Origin of the sequence: Enterobacter cloacae complex sp. I2 (assembly GCF_014896205.1) — a bacterium.
Taxonomy (GTDB): Bacteria; Pseudomonadota; Gammaproteobacteria; order Enterobacterales; family Enterobacteriaceae; genus Enterobacter; species Enterobacter quasihormaechei.
Genome location: NZ_JADBRA010000005.1, coordinates 169,346 through 185,939 on the forward strand (window position 1 = coordinate 169,346; position 16,594 = coordinate 185,939).

13 protein-coding genes and 1 pseudogene are annotated in these 16,594 nt (G+C 53.4%); 2 read left to right on the forward strand and 12 right to left on the reverse strand.

All coding sequences use genetic code 11. The annotated features are described in order from the left end of the window. Nucleotides 1–30 precede the first annotated feature (30 nt). Both IM300_RS06230 and manA read right to left on the reverse strand, forming a co-directional pair. Nucleotides 31–1,557: a YdgA family protein gene (locus IM300_RS06230; RefSeq protein ID WP_131636779.1), complete on the reverse strand. Its 1,527-nt coding sequence runs from the start codon at nucleotides 1,555–1,557 to the stop codon at nucleotides 31–33. Between the two features lie 99 nt (nucleotides 1,558–1,656). After that, nucleotides 1,657–2,832 (reverse strand): mannose-6-phosphate isomerase, encoded by a 1,176-nt coding sequence (gene manA, locus IM300_RS06235; protein WP_193035732.1) that lies wholly within the window; start codon nucleotides 2,830–2,832, stop codon nucleotides 1,657–1,659. 199 nt (nucleotides 2,833–3,031) lie between these two features. On the opposite strand from manA, the gene fumA reads away from it, so the two are divergent. Continuing rightward, nucleotides 3,032–4,678: a class I fumarate hydratase FumA gene (fumA, locus tag IM300_RS06240; protein WP_063448897.1), complete on the forward strand. Its 1,647-nt coding sequence runs from the start codon at nucleotides 3,032–3,034 to the stop codon at nucleotides 4,676–4,678. A gap of 169 nt (nucleotides 4,679–4,847) precedes the next feature. After that, nucleotides 4,848–6,242 carry a class II fumarate hydratase gene (gene fumC, locus IM300_RS06245; RefSeq protein ID WP_112792995.1) on the forward strand — a complete coding sequence of 465 codons (1,395 nt, stop codon included), beginning with the start codon at nucleotides 4,848–4,850 and terminating at the stop codon, nucleotides 6,240–6,242. Here fumC and tus read toward each other — a convergent pair whose 3' ends face one another. The 10 genes and pseudogenes from tus to IM300_RS06290 form a co-directional block, all read right to left on the reverse strand. After that, entirely contained in the window at nucleotides 6,243–7,172 is a 930-nt protein-coding gene (gene tus, locus IM300_RS06250) for a DNA replication terminus site-binding protein (RefSeq protein ID WP_193035734.1), read from the reverse strand. A 74-nt stretch (nucleotides 7,173–7,246) separates the two neighbouring features. Next, complete coding sequence (gene rstB / locus IM300_RS06255) at nucleotides 7,247–8,545, reverse strand: two-component system sensor histidine kinase RstB (RefSeq protein WP_193035736.1); 1,299 nt, start codon at nucleotides 8,543–8,545, stop codon at nucleotides 7,247–7,249. Between the two features lie 29 nt (nucleotides 8,546–8,574). Continuing rightward, a complete protein-coding gene (locus tag IM300_RS06260; RefSeq protein ID WP_064910705.1) occupies nucleotides 8,575–9,855 on the reverse strand; it encodes a site-specific integrase in 1,281 nt (426 codons plus the stop codon). Continuing rightward, entirely contained in the window at nucleotides 9,855–10,070 is a 216-nt protein-coding gene (xisR, locus tag IM300_RS06265) for an excisionase family protein (RefSeq protein WP_023296467.1), read from the reverse strand. Before xisR ends, IM300_RS06260 begins: the two co-directional genes overlap by 1 nt. 64 nt (nucleotides 10,071–10,134) lie before the next feature. After that, nucleotides 10,135–10,377 (reverse strand): DUF4060 family protein, encoded by a 243-nt coding sequence (locus IM300_RS06270; protein WP_047365628.1) that lies wholly within the window; start codon nucleotides 10,375–10,377, stop codon nucleotides 10,135–10,137. 38 nt (nucleotides 10,378–10,415) lie between these two features. Further along, entirely contained in the window at nucleotides 10,416–11,501 is a 1,086-nt protein-coding gene (locus IM300_RS06275) for a RecT family recombinase (protein ID WP_193035738.1), read from the reverse strand. Nucleotides 11,502–11,510: 9 nt separating this feature from the next. Further along, nucleotides 11,511–14,648, reverse strand: coding sequence for a RecE family exodeoxyribonuclease (locus tag IM300_RS06280; protein ID WP_193035740.1), 3,138 nt, complete (start codon nucleotides 14,646–14,648; stop codon nucleotides 11,511–11,513). Nucleotides 14,649–14,788: 140 nt separating this feature from the next. Further along, nucleotides 14,789–14,953, reverse strand: a complete 165-nt coding sequence (locus IM300_RS22610; RefSeq protein WP_226842091.1) for a YdaE family protein — start codon at nucleotides 14,951–14,953, stop codon at nucleotides 14,789–14,791. Then, nucleotides 14,946–15,101, reverse strand: a pseudogene (locus tag IM300_RS22615) (hypothetical protein); the annotation flags it as partial. The gene IM300_RS22610 and the pseudogene IM300_RS22615, both read right to left, overlap by 8 nt. 307 nt (nucleotides 15,102–15,408) lie before the next feature. Beyond that, entirely contained in the window at nucleotides 15,409–16,518 is a 1,110-nt protein-coding gene (locus IM300_RS06290; RefSeq protein WP_070533033.1) for a ParA family protein, read from the reverse strand. Nucleotides 16,519–16,594 lie beyond the last annotated feature (76 nt).

Sequence of the window (16,594 nt, forward strand, 5' to 3'; positions counted from 1 at the left end):
AAAAAACCCTCTCACGAGGGGTTTTGTCGATTACTGCTGCGGTACTGCCGGCGGCGCTGCCGGTTCAGCCGGTGCCGGAATGCCCAGCGTCGGCATACCAAACATGCCGACAAAATCTTCCAGCGGCATTTTGTCGCCGTTGAGCGTTACCTGACCATTAGCATATTGCAGGCTGGTGGAAATGGTGTTGTCTTCCACCTTCGTGATGCGGAACATCTGGCCCATCGCCGCCAGGCCTTTCACCTGCTGGTTCGCCAGTTTGCCTGCATCCTCTTCACCATAACCTTCAAGCTTCGCAATCTGCGTCATGAACTCGGTCGCCATATCCATCGGGATAGTCAGCTTGCTGTCGAGCGACTTCACGCTGCGGTCAACTTCCTGCGCCAGTGTCTGCGGCTCGCCGGTAGCGGCTGCCGGATCCTTCAGGAACAGCGACAGGTTGAAGTTGGTTTCGCCCTTGTCGTTTTTCCAGCTCAGTGGCGCAACGGTAATTACCGGCTCGCCTTTCAGCAGGATCGGCAGGTTATTAAACAGCACGCTCATCGCCTGCTGTTGGTACGCCTGCGGATTCTGTTGCAGGGCGGCATCGGTCAGCAGAGCCTGGCTCTCTTTGCTGTATTTCTGGCTAAATTCGTGCCATGCCTGGCCGTCAATGTTGCCGATTTTCAGTGACAGCTTGCCGGTACCCAGGTCCTGATTTTGAACCTTCAGGCTTTTCAGGCTGTAATCCAGCTGGGTGTTGATGCTTTTACCGTCTTTGGACACGTCCGACTTGCCGTCCAGATCCATGCCTTCCAGCACCGCCATCTCCTTGCCTTCAATCGCAATGGCGATTTTATCGAGGCTCAGCTTCTGGTCGCCAATACGCTCGTCAAAATCGGTCATGCGGCTGTTGCCGCTGGCCTTCAGGTTGTTAAAGGTGAGCTGAACTTTCTGGTTATATTCATTAACTGAATTCACCAGGCCGCTTTCAGCATCGCCTGTCAGGGAAACATTCTTGCCGTCACGATCGGCGTCAAGCTTGAAATTACCGCCGCTGAAGGCGACTTTATCGGTGCCTTGTTCGTAATTCAGCGCTTTCAGGTCGATGTCGGAATGCGTATCGCCGGCATAGCTGATGCGGGTATTGATCTCAAACGGCGACGTATTTTTCGCCATATCGAACAGCGGCTTCGTCACCTCATTATTGACCAGTACGGTTCTGGCTGATGCCATGGAGGGGATCAGGTTAAATTTCTTCAACTGCGCCAGCGGGAACGGACCGTGGCTGACCACCTCATCCAGCACCACGCTCTGGCCCGGTTTCAGCCAGGCGTTCTGATTACCCGCAACCGGCTTCACCACCACCTGCATATGGCTGGTAAACACGCCGCGCTGGTAATTCTGGTAGCTCAGCTCCAGGCCTGCTTCAGGCGCGCTGCGCTTAATCTCGCTGTTTGCCTGCGCCATCATCTCTGCCAGACGGCTTTCCAGCTGTTTCCCGGTATACCAGGAAGCACCCGTCCAGATCACGCCTAAAGCAACAATCACTCCTACCGCTACGACCGATTTTTTCATTGCGATTATCCCTAAAATGAAACCAGGCGGTCAAAACCGCCTGGTGTTACAACGCCTGTTACTAGCTTAGCAAGAGTTGTTAAAAAATTCAGTAAGTCCCTAAAGCTTATTAAAAACGCGCGCCAGACGGCCAGTGCCGCTTACCAAGACAGGCGACTCGTTTGCCGGAACAAAAGCGGATTCCCCCGGCTTGAGCACCAGACGCTCGCTACCGTTATGCAAGGTCGCTTCACCTTCCACGCAGAACAGGATCGCCGCGCTCTCCTGAGCAATGGCAGTTTCGTCTGCGCTAAGGTCGTGCAGGGAGAAGGCAAAATCGTCAACCGGGATCGGGAAGTCCAGCTCTGCGCCGTTTTTCACCGGCTGGGTAAGCAGCTCCGCAGCAGGTTTCGCCTCGAACTTCACGTTGGCAACCAGCTCAGGGATGTCGATGTATTTAGGCGTCAGGCCCGCGCGTAGCACGTTATCGGAGTTAGCCATCACCTCCAGCGCCACGCCGTTCAGGTAGGCGTGCGGGGTTTCAGCGAACAGGAACATCGCTTCGCCCGGATTGAGCTTCACCACGTTCAGCAGCAGCGGAGAGAAGAGGCCGCTGTCGTCCGGGTAAAACGCGGAAATCACGCGAATGGTCTCCCATGGCTCACCTTGCTGGCCATTCAGCGCGGCTTTCAGCACCGCCAGCGCGTGGGATTTTTCCTCGCCCTGCATATTCAGCAGGCTGGCAAACAGCGCGCTCAGGGCTTCCGCGGTAGGGTTCTCCAGGAAGTGGGCGATAGCCTTATGCGCTCCGGCGACCGGTTGCAGCAGAGAAATAATCTCGGAAAACTCGCGGAAGGCATTCATCGCCAGGAATGGAGTAAGGGCGAACACCAGTTCCGGCTTGTGGTTAGGATCTTTGTAGTTACGTTCTGCCGCGTCTAACGGAATACCTGCGGCATTTTCTTTAGCAAACCCGATTTCAGATGCTTTTTTGTTTGGATGAACCTGAATGGAGAGCGGCTGATCGGCGCACAGTACCTTGAACAGAAACGGCAATTCACCAAAACGATTCGCCACTTTCTCGCCGAGCAGCGCGGCCTTGTCGGCGTCGATGACGTCACGCAGGCTGCGAACCTGGCCGCTGGCATCTTCTATTTTTGAGCTGCTCTTCGGGTGCGCGCCCATCCACAGCTCTGCCATCGGCAGATTGTCCGGGTTGGCGATACCGTAGAGTTCCGTTAACGCAGTTTTACTTCCCCAGGCGTAGTTTTGCACTGAGTTGATGAGTTTTTGCATTATCAAGCCCTGATTCAAATGTGGAATTAACTCCGGGTATTAAAGCAATAAACCGGATGGAAGTAACCTGCGGATGTAAAAAGTCGTACTAGTCTCAGTTTTTGTTAAAAAATTGTGTAGGATAAGCTGACTCGCTTTTAAGCCGGGCAGCGGAACATCTGCCCTGAATAAACAGACCGACGCAGTAAGTGAGAGAACAATGTCGAATAAACCCTTCCATTATCAGGATCCTTTCCCCCTCAGTCAGGATCGGACCGAGTATTACCTGTTAACCCGCGATTACGTTTCTGTCTCTGAGTTTGAAGGGCAGGAGATCCTCAAAGTTGACCCCCAGGCGCTGACGCTGCTGGCGCAGCAGGCCTTCCACGATGCTTCCTTTATGCTTCGTCCGGCGCATCAGCAGCAGGTTGCCGATATCCTGAGCGACCCGGAAGCCAGCGAGAACGACAAATACGTCGCGCTGCAATTCCTGCGAAACTCGGATATCGCGGCGAAAGGCATTCTGCCGACCTGCCAGGACACCGGCACGGCCATTATCACCGGTAAAAAAGGCCAGCGCGTCTGGACCGGCGGCGGTGACGAAGCGGCGCTGGCGCACGGCGTCTACAACACCTACACCGAAGATAACCTGCGCTACTCGCAAAACGCGGCGCTGGATATGTACAAAGAGGTGAACACCGGCACTAACCTGCCGGCGCAGATTGACCTCTACAGTGTCGACGGTGACGAATATAAATTCCTCTGCATCGCCAAAGGCGGCGGTTCAGCCAACAAAACCTATCTTTACCAGGAAACCAAAGCGCTGCTGACTCCGGGCAAGCTGAAGAACTATCTGGTCGAGAAGATGCGCACCCTCGGCACCGCGGCCTGTCCGCCGTACCATATCGCGTTTGTGATTGGCGGTACGTCCGCTGAAAGCACCCTGAAAACCGTCAAGCTGGCCTCCACCAAATACTACGATGGGCTGCCAACCGAAGGTAACGAGCATGGCCAGGCGTTCCGCGACGTGCAGCTTGAGCAGGAACTGCTGACCGAAGCGCAGAATCTGGGGCTGGGCGCGCAGTTTGGCGGGAAATACTTCGCGCATGACATTCGCGTGATCCGACTCCCGCGTCACGGCGCATCCTGCCCGGTGGGCATGGGCGTGTCGTGCTCTGCGGATCGTAACATCAAGGCCAAGATCAACCGCGACGGCATCTGGATCGAAAAGCTGGAGAACAACCCGGGTAAATATATCCCGGAAGCGCTGCGTAAAGCGGGTGAGGGCGAAGCGGTACGCGTTGACCTGAACCGTCCAATGAAGGAGATCCTGGCCCAGCTTTCACAGTATCCGGTTTCAACGCGCCTTTCCCTGAACGGAACAATTATCGTGGGCCGCGACATCGCCCATGCGAAGCTGAAAGAGCGCCTGGACAACGGCGAAGGGCTGCCGCAGTACATTAAAGATCACCCGATCTACTACGCAGGCCCGGCAAAAACGCCTGAGGGGTATGCTTCCGGTTCGTTAGGCCCCACCACGGCGGGCCGTATGGACTCTTACGTTGACCAGTTGCAGGCCAACGGGGGCAGCATGATCATGCTGGCGAAAGGCAACCGCAGCCAGCAGGTGACGGACGCGTGCCACAAGCACGGCGGCTTCTATCTCGGCAGCATCGGCGGCCCGGCAGCGGTGCTGGCGCAGGGCAGTATCAAGAGCCTGGAGTGCGTGGAGTACCCGGAGCTGGGTATGGAAGCGATCTGGAAAATTGAGGTGGAAGACTTCCCGGCGTTCATCCTCGTGGATGACAAAGGTAACGACTTCTTCAAACAGATCCAGTCGTCTCAGTGTTCGGCGTGTGTGAAGTAATTCTGTAAATTGCCGGGTGGCGCTTACCCGGCCTACACTCTCGTAGGTCGGGTAAGCGCCACCCGACGTCAAAAAGAGCGCACAAAGCGCCATAACGTTTCTCAGAAGTCATCAATACTTATCTCTTAAGCATGTGAGCAATCCCATCTTTGTTATCAAGGAGTAAGTAATGACAATGCATCGCCGCGAGAAAGACTCTATGGGCGCCATCGACGTCCCGGCCGACAAGCTATGGGGCGCGCAAACCCAGCGTTCGCTGGAGCATTTCCGCATTTCGACAGAAAAAATGCCCGTCTCGCTCATCCAGGCGCTGGCGTTGACCAAACGCGCAGCCGCCAAAGTAAACCAGGATTTGGGCCTGCTGGATGCCGATAAGGCCAGCGCCATCATTAACGCCGCCGACGAAGTGCTGGCGGGCAAACATCCCGACGAGTTTCCCCTCGCCATCTGGCAGACCGGTTCAGGCACTCAGAGCAACATGAACATGAACGAGGTGCTGGCGAACCGCGCGAGCGAGCTGCTTGGCGGCGCGCGCGGCATGGAGCGTAAGGTTCACCCGAACGATGACGTGAACAAAAGCCAGAGTTCCAACGACGTGTTCCCGACGGCCATGCACGTGGCGGCTGTCATCGCTGTTCGCGAGCAGCTTATTCCGCAGCTCAACGTGCTCAAATCGACGCTTAACGAGAAAGCGCAGGCTTTCCGCGACATCGTTAAAATTGGTCGTACGCATCTTCAGGACGCCACGCCGCTGACGCTCGGCCAGGAAATCTCCGGCTGGGTGGCGATGCTGGAGCACAACCTTAAGCATATCGAACACAGCCTGCCGCACCTGGCGGAGCTGGCGCTTGGCGGAACGGCGGTTGGCACCGGATTAAATACCCATCCCGAGTATGCGGTGCGCGTGGCCGACGAGCTGGCGAAGATCACCGGGCAGGCGTTTGTTACCGCCCCGAATAAATTCGAAGCGCTGGCGACCTGCGATGCGCTGGTTCACACCCATGGCGCGCTGAAAGGGCTGGCAGCCTCGCTGATGAAAATCGCCAACGACGTCCGCTGGCTGGCCTCAGGCCCGCGCTGCGGCATCGGCGAGATCAGCATTCCGGAAAACGAGCCGGGCAGCTCCATTATGCCGGGTAAAGTGAACCCAACGCAGTGCGAAGCCATGACCATGCTGTGCTGCCAGGTGATGGGTAATGACGTGGCGGTGAACATGGGCGGCGCGTCGGGTAACTTCGAGCTTAACGTCTATCGCCCGATGGTGATCCACAACGTACTGCAATCGATTCGTCTGCTGGCCGACGGCATGGAGAGCTTTAACGAGCACTGCGCGGTGGGCATTGAGCCAAATCGTGAGCGAATCAGCCAGCTGCTGAATGAGTCCTTAATGCTGGTAACGGCGTTGAACACCCATATCGGCTATGACAAAGCGGCCGAAATCGCGAAAAAAGCGCACAAAGAGGGGCTTACCCTAAAAGCCTCTGCGCTGGCGCTGGGCTACCTGACGGACGCCGAGTTTGATGCCTGGGTCCGCCCGGAAGCGATGGTGGGCAGCCTTAAGTAATCACTGCGCCACATACAGGTGCAGCCGCGGAATAATCAGCTGTAGCGGCTGCGCCTGGGGTTTATAGCGATGCTGAACGTTTTCGGCATCGTAGTTCAGCAGTTCCCCGATATCCGGCACTACCGCACCCCGATCCGCATCGTAGAGCGCAATCAGCGGCGTTGGGCAGGCATACTGCACCTGCTTTTGCTGCCCGGCATACCAGACGCGGGCGATAGGCTGCACCTTCACCGGACGCTTTATCTTAAGACGCGACTCAGCCGGCAGGGAGGCAATGCTGTGGTACTCCTGCTCCAGCCGTTCAATCCACTGTTCCCGCGACCACGGGGCGACCGTCCGCGGCGATTTCAGGCTTTTCTCCAGTTGCGCCAGGATCTCATCGCGCGTGAAGTTTTTAATGATGTGCTTGTTGGCCCAGCCGAAGCGCAACGTGGCGGGGTGGCGCAGTACCGTCAGCGAGCGGTAAGCGTTCAGGGTGATCAGCCCCGGAAGCTGGCGATGCACCCATTCAAAGCGGGCTGCGGGCGCCAGCCCGGACTCAACGGTCACGATCTTCTCGAAGGCGGCTTTCAGCGCATTAATATGCGTAATCTGCGCCTCAATCTCTTCACGCGTTGCGGTATCCGTTTGCAGACAGATGACGCCGGGCAGGCGAACGGCGGCCTTACTGCTGCGATTTTCGGACTGCTGCTGGATGAACAGGCGGCGATAGTGCTGCAACGTCAGCTCCAGGGCCGCCTTACCAATATGCTGCGTCACCTCAATGGTGTTCAGCGGATCGTGTTCCGCGCCTTTCGCCACGTCGGGCAGGGAAAAGACGCGGGCGGCCAGCAGGCGGCAGCCCTCTAGTTGCCCCGTCAGGGTCAATAACGCCTGCTCTATTTCCCGAAACGTGGTGTTCAGCCTTTCGATGAGATCGTAAGTCGCCATGATTGCCCCTAATTAGTTACAACATACTAAAAGTATAGCACAACACGCCGGGTCAGGCCAGCGTGCGGTTTAGGTCAGGCAGGTACGGGAAGGGGAATGTTGTGATAGATCGGCCAGCTAAAGACGAAGCGGGCCCCTCCCAGTTCGCTTGCTTCACAGCGAACCGTGCCGCCCATCGCCTGGGCAATGGATCGGACAATCGCCAGCCCCAGACCACAGCCGCCGGTAGCACGGTCGCGGCTGGGGTCGAGGCGCACAAACGGCTCGAAAACCTTCTCACGCTCGGCTGGCTCAATGCCGGGACCATCGTCTTCCACATGCAGAATCGCCTGGCTCCCCTGTAAATCTAAACCTATGCGCAGCGTCGTTTCGCTGTAGCGCATGGCGTTGTTCATCAGATTATCCAGCACGCGCTCCATCAGACGCATGTCCAGCGCGCCGTACGCCCCGGGAGTAATAGTCGTCAGCAGTTTTCGCTGAGGATTAACGCTCTGCACATCGTTAATGTGCGTCTGTAACCAGGCGGGGAGATCCGGCGTACTCAGGTGCAACTCTGTCTGAGGCCGATCGAGGCGGGCATAGGTCAGCAGCTCTTCAATCAGCGCTTCTAACTGGCCAATATCCCGATTGAGCGCCTGGGATTCCGCATCGGTCAGGTTTTCGCTCATCTCCAGACGATACCGCAGGCGTACCAGCGGCGTGCGCAGTTCATGCGCAATGCCGTCGATCAGCTGTTTCTTACTGGCAATCAGGGCGTTGATGTTATCGGCCATCTGGTTAAAGGCAATGCCGAGGCGGTCAAAGCTGGAGCCGCTGTCGAAGTGTATGCGCTCAGTGAAATGACCTTCCCCAAAACGCTGCGCGGCGGATTCCAGTTTCAGCATGTCCTGCCAGTGCGGGCGCATCCAGATGAAAACAGGGAAAGCGAGCGAGATGGCAATAAAGCCCAGCAGGGCGAGATCCAGCAGGCGCATCTGGTGCAGGTAATAGAGGTAGGGTACCGGCCCGACGGCCAGGACATAGTGGCTGCGGGGAATACGCTGAATAAAGGTGTATTTTTCGTCCAGCGCCACGATGTCTCCGTCGCGCAGGCGCTGTATGGCGGGCGGCGCTAAATCAAAATCCTTCATCGGCTCGATGCGCAGATCAAACGACAGATTCAGATCCAGCTCTTTTAAGGTGCGCGCCCAGTCATGCGGGGGAATTTCACGCAGCTCGCTGCGCATCAGGTAGAGGGAGCTTTTCATCAGGTCGTCCAGGGATTGTCTGCCTGCGCGCTCTGCGGTGAATTTATAGACCAACCCGACCAGCATCGTCATTAACAGGAAGCAGACAAACAGCAGAAGATAAAACTGTACAAACAGCTTTTTCATTAAATATCACCGGGAAATCAAGTAATTAACTACTTTGTTTTTACCTTCAGGGGCACTATAGGGGCATTTGCATATCCGCCAAAGCGCTGATTCAAAAATGATACCTGATCGCTATCGAGAGCATTTATCCACGCAGAGTATACATGGAAGACCATCTCTGCATTCTCATGACCCATCTGATTCGCTATAAAAGCAGGGTTAGCACCTGCCGACAACATCCAACATGCATATGTATGACGCAGCTGATAGGGGCGTCTGCGGCGAATGCCCGATCGTCTTACCGTAATATCCCATAGTGACACAATTGAGCTGACTGAATAATAGGCAGCTTGCCTTCCTTTCTGAGGTCGGGGCATAAATACAAAGTGCAGTTTCTGCGTTTCCGTTTTTCCGAACTCCCGGTGGTGATAAGTGATTGGTACCTTAGGGGCACTCCCGGTAAGTTCTTTTTGAGCTCGCAAAGCTTCCAGAGCCGGCTCCAGTAACTTTATCGTCCGGTATCCAGCTTCGGTTTTGGGTGGTCCAAACAATCCTTCCTGAGTAAGATTGCGCTGAATGTTAGCTTCGCCGGAGTTAAGATCAATATCCTCCCAGGCAAGAGCGCAAAGCTCACCGGGCCGAACGCCGGTGTAAGCAAAAAATTGCCACATGTTTTTTTGCTGAGGCGGAGCAGTCTCTTTCAACTGCTCAAACTCATGTCTCAGAAGTGGGTCTGGTTTTGTTTGCCCTTTACGAAGCCTTTTTATCCCGACATATGGTTGATATGAAATGACTTTATTTTTAACCGCATAGTCGAGGATTTGTCGCAGGATGGCCAGATAATAATCTACTGTTCTAACGGCGCGGCCGGTTTTATTTCTCCTCTTTTCGGGTGCATAGTTAGTCTCGCCAGTCAGTAATTCTTTTCTCCAGCCCAGAATGTCGCTGTTGGTGATGGATGCAACCAGTGTTTCAGGGCCAATTAGTTTTGTTAACGTTCTTACAGCTATCCCATAGCTTCTTGTGGCATTGGGGGAGAGATCGATTTTATGGTTTTCGTGCCAGGTTGCTGCAAGTTCTGCGAACGTCGTAATATTTTTAGATGCATAAAACTTTGCTGCTACCTTTGACTCCGGAAACACGCCCCGGTAGTCAAAAGTGCCCAGCTGAATCTCGCTTACAATTTTGGCCCTTAGATTCCCGGCTTTTTTGAGATTCGAAGCATTTACGATCCATCCTTTCAATGTTTCTCGGCATCTAACGCCCTGAAAGTTGAAACTTATTCGTATCTTATTGTTGTGGATCTCAACACCCGTTGGCATTGCAGCCATTATGCCTCCTTCACAAACCTGTTAATGTTTGGGATGTTGTACCAGACAAGTCCTCGCTCTTCGGAGCAGCTTCCATCCAATGGGATTCTCTTAAAATGAACACCTTCTACCCAGGAGGTTTGGCGATAGCTTTTAATCTGACGATCTGTAAGGCCTGTCTTCTCTTTTAGTTTTGAAGCAACGCCCCATTCTGAATCGTAAATTACCTGCGACATTGTTCACCTCAGGTAACCGGCATGAGTATAGATATGCCGGTCTTTAATCGTTGATATTTCAGTTTCAGTTTGCCTGGCCGGGCAGGGAACGCAGTCGGCGCATGCCGGTCATTGCTGTGGCCACGTAGCTTGCCTTGCAGTTGACCACTTCAACCCAGACCTTCACGCCTTCCACTCTCACCGTATAGGTCTCTTTCATCTTGCTGCGCCCATAGTCACCATATCTTCGCTGGTGGGCTGCGAGTGCGATTTCACATGCCTGGCGAGCCAAAGGGGATTGCTTACTGCCTCGATTAATCAGTCGCATTTCTTCTCCTTGAGGGAGGGATTCCCCTCCCGATCTCGTTAGCCCACATATTCCGGTTTCATATCCGCCAGGGTGATTCTGAACTGACCATGCAGCTCGTCGCCCAGATGGCGTTTCGACGATGCAAGAACGCGCTCTACTTCTGCGAACCGCGCAGCTGCATCAGGATCATCTGATGGTGGCAAGGAATTGATTGCGGCCTCAACCTTGTTGCGTGCGTCTACCAGGTAATAACGCTTCACGGCCTTGTTTTTCAGCTCAGTGAACAGGGCAGAACCCAGCGTTGCTTTAACTGTTTCAATATCTGCGCGCAGAGCTTTAGCGCTATCCACATCCTGAGCCGCCTCGATGCGGTCGCGGAAATCATCAGCAAGTGCATCAACATTTTGAGCTGTTTCCTGAGCCGTTTGAATCGTAGTGACGTTGTCACCTGAAATATCAGCGAGGCTAACGTGCTGCGCCGGTGCGGGGTTTACCTCTCGTTCTTCACGGCGATCATCGAGTTCATCCGGGGTATAAACGCCCAGAATCACATCCGGGCAGAACAGTCTCGCCCAGCGTTTGACAGCCAAATATGCCAACTGCTGGCGTGGGTCGTCAGCCCACAGGGTAGAGTTTCGGGTTCGGGCCTGAGCCAGCAGTAAATCAAGTTCTCTCGGCTGATCTTCACCTTTCAGAGTTGCGCGGATAATGATGCCGATCCCGGCTTCGTCAGCCAGGGTCCAGCCCGGGACGCGGTACTCGCCTTTATCGCCTTTACGGATGTGGAATTTTCCTACAACCTTTTCCCATGGACCGTACCACTCATAATCAAAACGACTGGCAAGCACGCCGCTGCGTGAAATGACGGCATTAACCAGTTGAGCTTCATACCCGAGCACACCGTTAATCAGGTGCGTCTTCTGCGCCACGGCAAAGGGATTCATCTGCCACTGTGCCGCTTGCATTGCTACCGCCATGCAGTCGGCCTGATTACCCTGTAAGTGTTTAGGAACAGTCGCGGTGCCTTGCGCCATGATCTGCGCGAACGTGCTGATGGCGTTCAGATACTGTGAATCGAACAAAGCCACGTTTGAGTTAACAACCATGTTTTGGTCAGTAACCGTAACATTAGTATTTTGCATAAATCCCCCTTAAGCCTGAGCGCGCAGCGCTTCAAGGCGGCGCAGGTCGAAGTCGTTCAGTTCATCGGTGTAATCGGTAGTGATCGGCGCTGGCCATTCGCCCGTGTCGAATCCGGTTGCTATGGCACGCATCGTTTTGCGGTACTCGAGCATGCCCAGTTCCAGCAGTTCGGTGGATGCCTCAATGATGGCGATCCAGTGGTAGTTCTCGTCTTTGTTGACGAATATCCAGAAGAACTGGTCCAGCCCCGCGGTCTCGCAATACATAGCTGCGCTGAGGTGGTAGTCCCGGTCAAAGATTTCCCGGTGTAGCCTGGCGCGCAGACTTTCTTGCTTCACATTCCACATGCTGATGGTTTTCAGGTCAGCACCGATGCGCACGCCGTCCAGTTCAATCTCAAGGTCAGGGCGTACACGCACTTCTAAACCTGTTTCGTCGTCAAAGCCGAAGTAACTCACTTCAACGGCGCGGCTTGGATGTGTCAGCAGCATGCCGGCGGTCGGGTGCGCCAGGAGTGCAGATTGAATTGCCCGCGCTGTGGCCAGTTGCTGGCGGGTAACCAGAATCTTTTCGCCAGGGTTGTCGCGCCAGGCATCCAGCAGTTCGTCGGCGAATATGGCATCGGGCTTAACCGACTTAACTGCCTGGATCATGTCTGCTTTAGTGCCGGACACTTTCAGCGGCGTCGGTTTCTGCGCTTCCTGTGCGACCAAATCAGGATTGATGATCGCTAATTGCTCGAGTAGCGCATCACGGCTGCCGTTGGTTTTAACCGGCACGGGCAGGGTGGCGTTGTACTCTTTAATGCATGCCTTCATTGCCGTTGCTGTCTGTTTATGGCCTTCTTCAATACGCTGGTAGTCAGCTGGGAGAGCCATATAGCTTTGAGCCGTTTCTTCCAAGCTCGCGCCAAGCGGCACTGGAGCGGGAAGGGATGCGTTATGTTGTTCAAGCAACGCTTTAATCTCGTCAGCACTCAGCAGCGCCGGCAGGCTGGCGTTGTACGCGTCGATGAACTCGCGCAGGGTTGCGGTGGTGGTGAAAGCATCCTCCGGGATCTCCGGTTCTAAGCTGAACTCTGCTTCGAGGTTTTCCGGCTGCAATGCAAGGGCATGCACCAGGTTTCCCATGTCCAGCACTTTTGATGCTATGCGAGGGATAGTTTTAGCTACATGGCGCGCATTGAAGTACATCAGGCTGACGCGGGCATCTTTCACCTGAGTTGAGCTGATGCCGTTTGCTGCGTGATAAACATCATTCGGCAGACCTTCGTAGCGGCCAGGTTCGAAGTAGGCCGGGTATTCGATTACTGGCTCTGACTGTTGCTCTTCCGGCGCTATGGAATCTGTCTGCGTATTAGCTGCATAAGCGCCTTCGCCTGGTTGTACCGAATCAACATCTTCGTCTTTCTCTGGCTTAGCCGTTTCCATCTGCACATCGCTGGTGGTCTCCGCTGTGTATTTCGTGTTTTCGACTTCATTTGAGGAGGTATTGACGACCGGTTCGGTATTTCCACCCATCAGGCCATCGATGGAGAACACGCCGCTGCCGAGATTTTCAACCTGCGGTTGTTCAGCTGGGGCTTCAGTCTCAACTACAGGAGTAGGCAACGGCAGTAATTTCACAGCAGAGTTAAATTCAGCCGTCATGGTTTTATTCACAAACTCAAGATGAGCCGCTGGCGTGTGGTGGATGTTTTCTGGCGCGATGCGGATCAAGTTAAAGATTGCCGCACGGTTAACCGCCAGTATGCCGGGCTGATTACGCAGGATGGCGCTCCATGATTTCCATGGTTCTTCTTTCTTCGCCACGATTTCTTTGGCACGTCGTAACACGCTCGAAGGAATTTCGAAGTGGTGGAAGTCCATAGGCAGTAGGGCGCATGCGATCTCAAGATCGAGAGTGTCCAGAGTGTGATGCGCGCCTGCGCCGCGATCCGTTACATAGCCGCCGTCGGCATTGGTACCAGAATCGGTGCGCTGAACATTACTGATGCGATTACCGGCAGCCCATTCGCGCGCCAGAATGCCACGGTCAATGTAATCAGTCGCAGCCCAGATTCGGGTAAAACGAAGTACCAGAGCGAGTTCGTGACGCTTCTCCTGGCTGAACACCTTGCGAATGGCATCGGTGTAGCGCCACAGGTCTTTAGTGCCGTAACCCTTCACCTCTTCGCAGTTTTCTGCCGCCAGCAGCAGGTTCTGGACATAGCTGTTGTCTGTGTCCATTTCCAGCGCGCTGATACCTTCGTATTCTTCGCGGGTTAAGTGGTGGCGCAGTTCGTCGGCGGTGAACTGAGCGAGTAGCTGCTTGCGAAATGGCATACGAACGACCGGATAACGTGTGGTTTCGTCATCATTCTCGTCAATCTGAATACCGTTTTCAGGTTCTGGAACCTGATCGGTTGTAAAATCGGCGTCGCTGGTTCTTTCTGATTTGAGCAGAGTAAGCTTTCCGTTCCTCCACTCTCTCACTACCTCATTACGGTCGCCGGCATCTACTCTCAACCAGTCGGCCATGAAAGCAGTAAGTAGCTTTACTTCGTGCTCTTCATCTGGCGCGAAGACCTGCTTAATCGCCTGAACCAGTTTCCACTCAGCGTTCAGGCTGAGTTCGGCAACTTCAGGGATGTCGTTCTTCGCCAGCAGCAGATTCTGGAGATAGGTGTTGCCTTCATCCAGAGACATTTCGCTGGCAGCCAGTTGCTGCTCTTTAGTGATGTGTGACTGGTATTTGTCGCTGATCAGGTGGACGGCATAACGAACCGCTGGAGTGCGGTTTTCAAGCGGGACACTCTCGACGGTAGTTTCGACTTTAACGGTCGTTTCCGGTGCGGCAGAGCTGTCCCCGGGTCCAGTCGACTCAGCACCAGACTTTGGCAGCCAGGTGCGTCCATCGTCCTGGAGTTCGTAGCGTTTGCACCAAGTGTAATCCACTGTGCTTTCTTCCGGGAGGTCGTTGGAGACCGGAAAATCGGTGCGAACCGGTTTGGCATAATCCTTACCGCGTCCGGTTTCAATACCAGCATCTTCCAGCTCAACATCGAGCTGTAGGTTTGCACGGGCTTCTGATTTAGCAGTGAACCAAATCACTGCGTCTTCTTTGCCAGATTTCTGCGTAGCCTTAACTACATAGAAAAATTCCATGTGAGATCCTCTTTTTTGGATGTAAGATCCCCGGGCCAGAGAAAGCGCCCATTGGGTGAACTTTGGTTTTTTAAGTAGTTTTCCGGTGTAACTTTGGTCGGAAGCACCGGACGTACGGGCCGCCTTGCGCGGCTTTTACGTTATGCCTCGTGGGCCATCTGGTCGTACGAAGCACAACGTTCAGAGCAGTATTCTTTTTCGTTGCGCGCCAGCTGTGCGCCGTTGCGATAGAGAAGGGTACTTTTGACTACTTCCTCCGGTTTAACCGGCTTGCCGCAGTACCCGCATTTTGTTGAGTTACACATCTGGATTCCCCTTTTGCGCCAGCAGGTAGCACAGGCGGCGAAGAATCACCTCGAAGATGTTCAGCTTTACGGCTTGCTGCCGTCCTGGTTTGCGTGCGAAATCAATCATTCTCACCCTCGTTTGCCTTATCGCCGGCCAGCGGAACGTTTACACCTGATGCGCGTTAATCTCTCCACCTCATCCGACTATTCGTATGCCGTCGGCGGCTACTTCGTGGGCGTCCTGCCTTGGTGGTTTGTAGTGCGTCTTGGTGATAATGATTAAATCACTGGTTTACAGTTATGTCAATCAAAAGTTTGTTTTGGGTGTAAATCTACAGTTTACATTTCGATTTTTGTGAAGATAACGATGTGAGGAAGGCAAAAGATATTGAGCTCAGGAGGGAGGAAATGAGTGATGGATTTTGCTTAGCGGTTCAGGGTAAAAAAAACCCGGCCTGGGCCGGGTTAGTAAATTATGCAGTGAGAATAAGAATACGGTCGGCTAACTTGTCGAACTGATAAGCAAATTGGTCACGGCTTTCCCGCATGGTGTTTAATGCATGACCAAATTGGCCTGCTTCGGCAATTTGTTGATTCGTTAACGAGAATACAGGTGTTGATAAACGTTGGCTAATAGCTATCAACGAGTTGAAGTCAGAAATATGGGCCAGATTATAGGCAGCTAATTCTGATTCAGTCTGAGTTAACGCCTCTTGTACTTTCTCTCTTGGCATAACACAGTTTAATTCTGTTAACTGAGGAACCAAAATATTATCTACGGCTTGGCTAATGTTATCAATCCATTTCTCAAAGGACTTCGCTGGAGAACCGTTACGAGGTCGATATCTTTGCTGGATCGTCCCTAAGAATTTAGGACTGTTTCCAATCGACCTGGCTGCACTTGCATGCGATTCATTTTGTTCTTTGAAATTACGGATTTCACGATACCATTTCAGTATATTAGTCGAAAGTGAACTTACAGCTTGCCAGCAGAAGAAGTCCGGAGCAGTAGGGACAATAAAGTAATCACTAGACATAAGCATTACTTCATTTAAACCGCCAACATTCGGGCTAAGGTCGTACAAAATATAATCAACTTCATTATGCGCAGCTACAAGTTGCAACAGTTTAGGAAGGTTGCCAGGAATATTTCTTGTTGCAGGGATACCTGCAGCGATCTTAAGGGAAACACTGATTTGCGAGTCAAGATCCGAGACGCTTAAATGCCCCGGTAAAAGGAAAAGATTATCATTTAATGTTGGAGTTAGCTTTCCTTTATCTTGGGAAAGATAAGTCTCCGGTTGACCACCATTTATGAGGTAATCGACAATTGGTCCCATCGTCAAGTTTTCACGACTCTCGTAAAAGCTTTCAAGGCCTTCGTCCATTTTCTCAAAACCCAGAACCATTCCACTTAGGTTGCACTGAGAATCCAAATCAACCATTAAGACTTTCTTGCCTTTGCTTGCAATGCTCCATCCTAGATTGAAGGTTGTAGTCGTTTTACTTACTCCACCCTTGTGGTTGAAAAAACAAATTGACTTAGGCAAAGTCACATCTCCAGAAGTACGCTGTGTAGCCATAATTAGTTCCTTAATTATATCACTAAACAATCTATTTTTCAGATGAAGCGATTCACTGCTCGGAATATCTCAACAA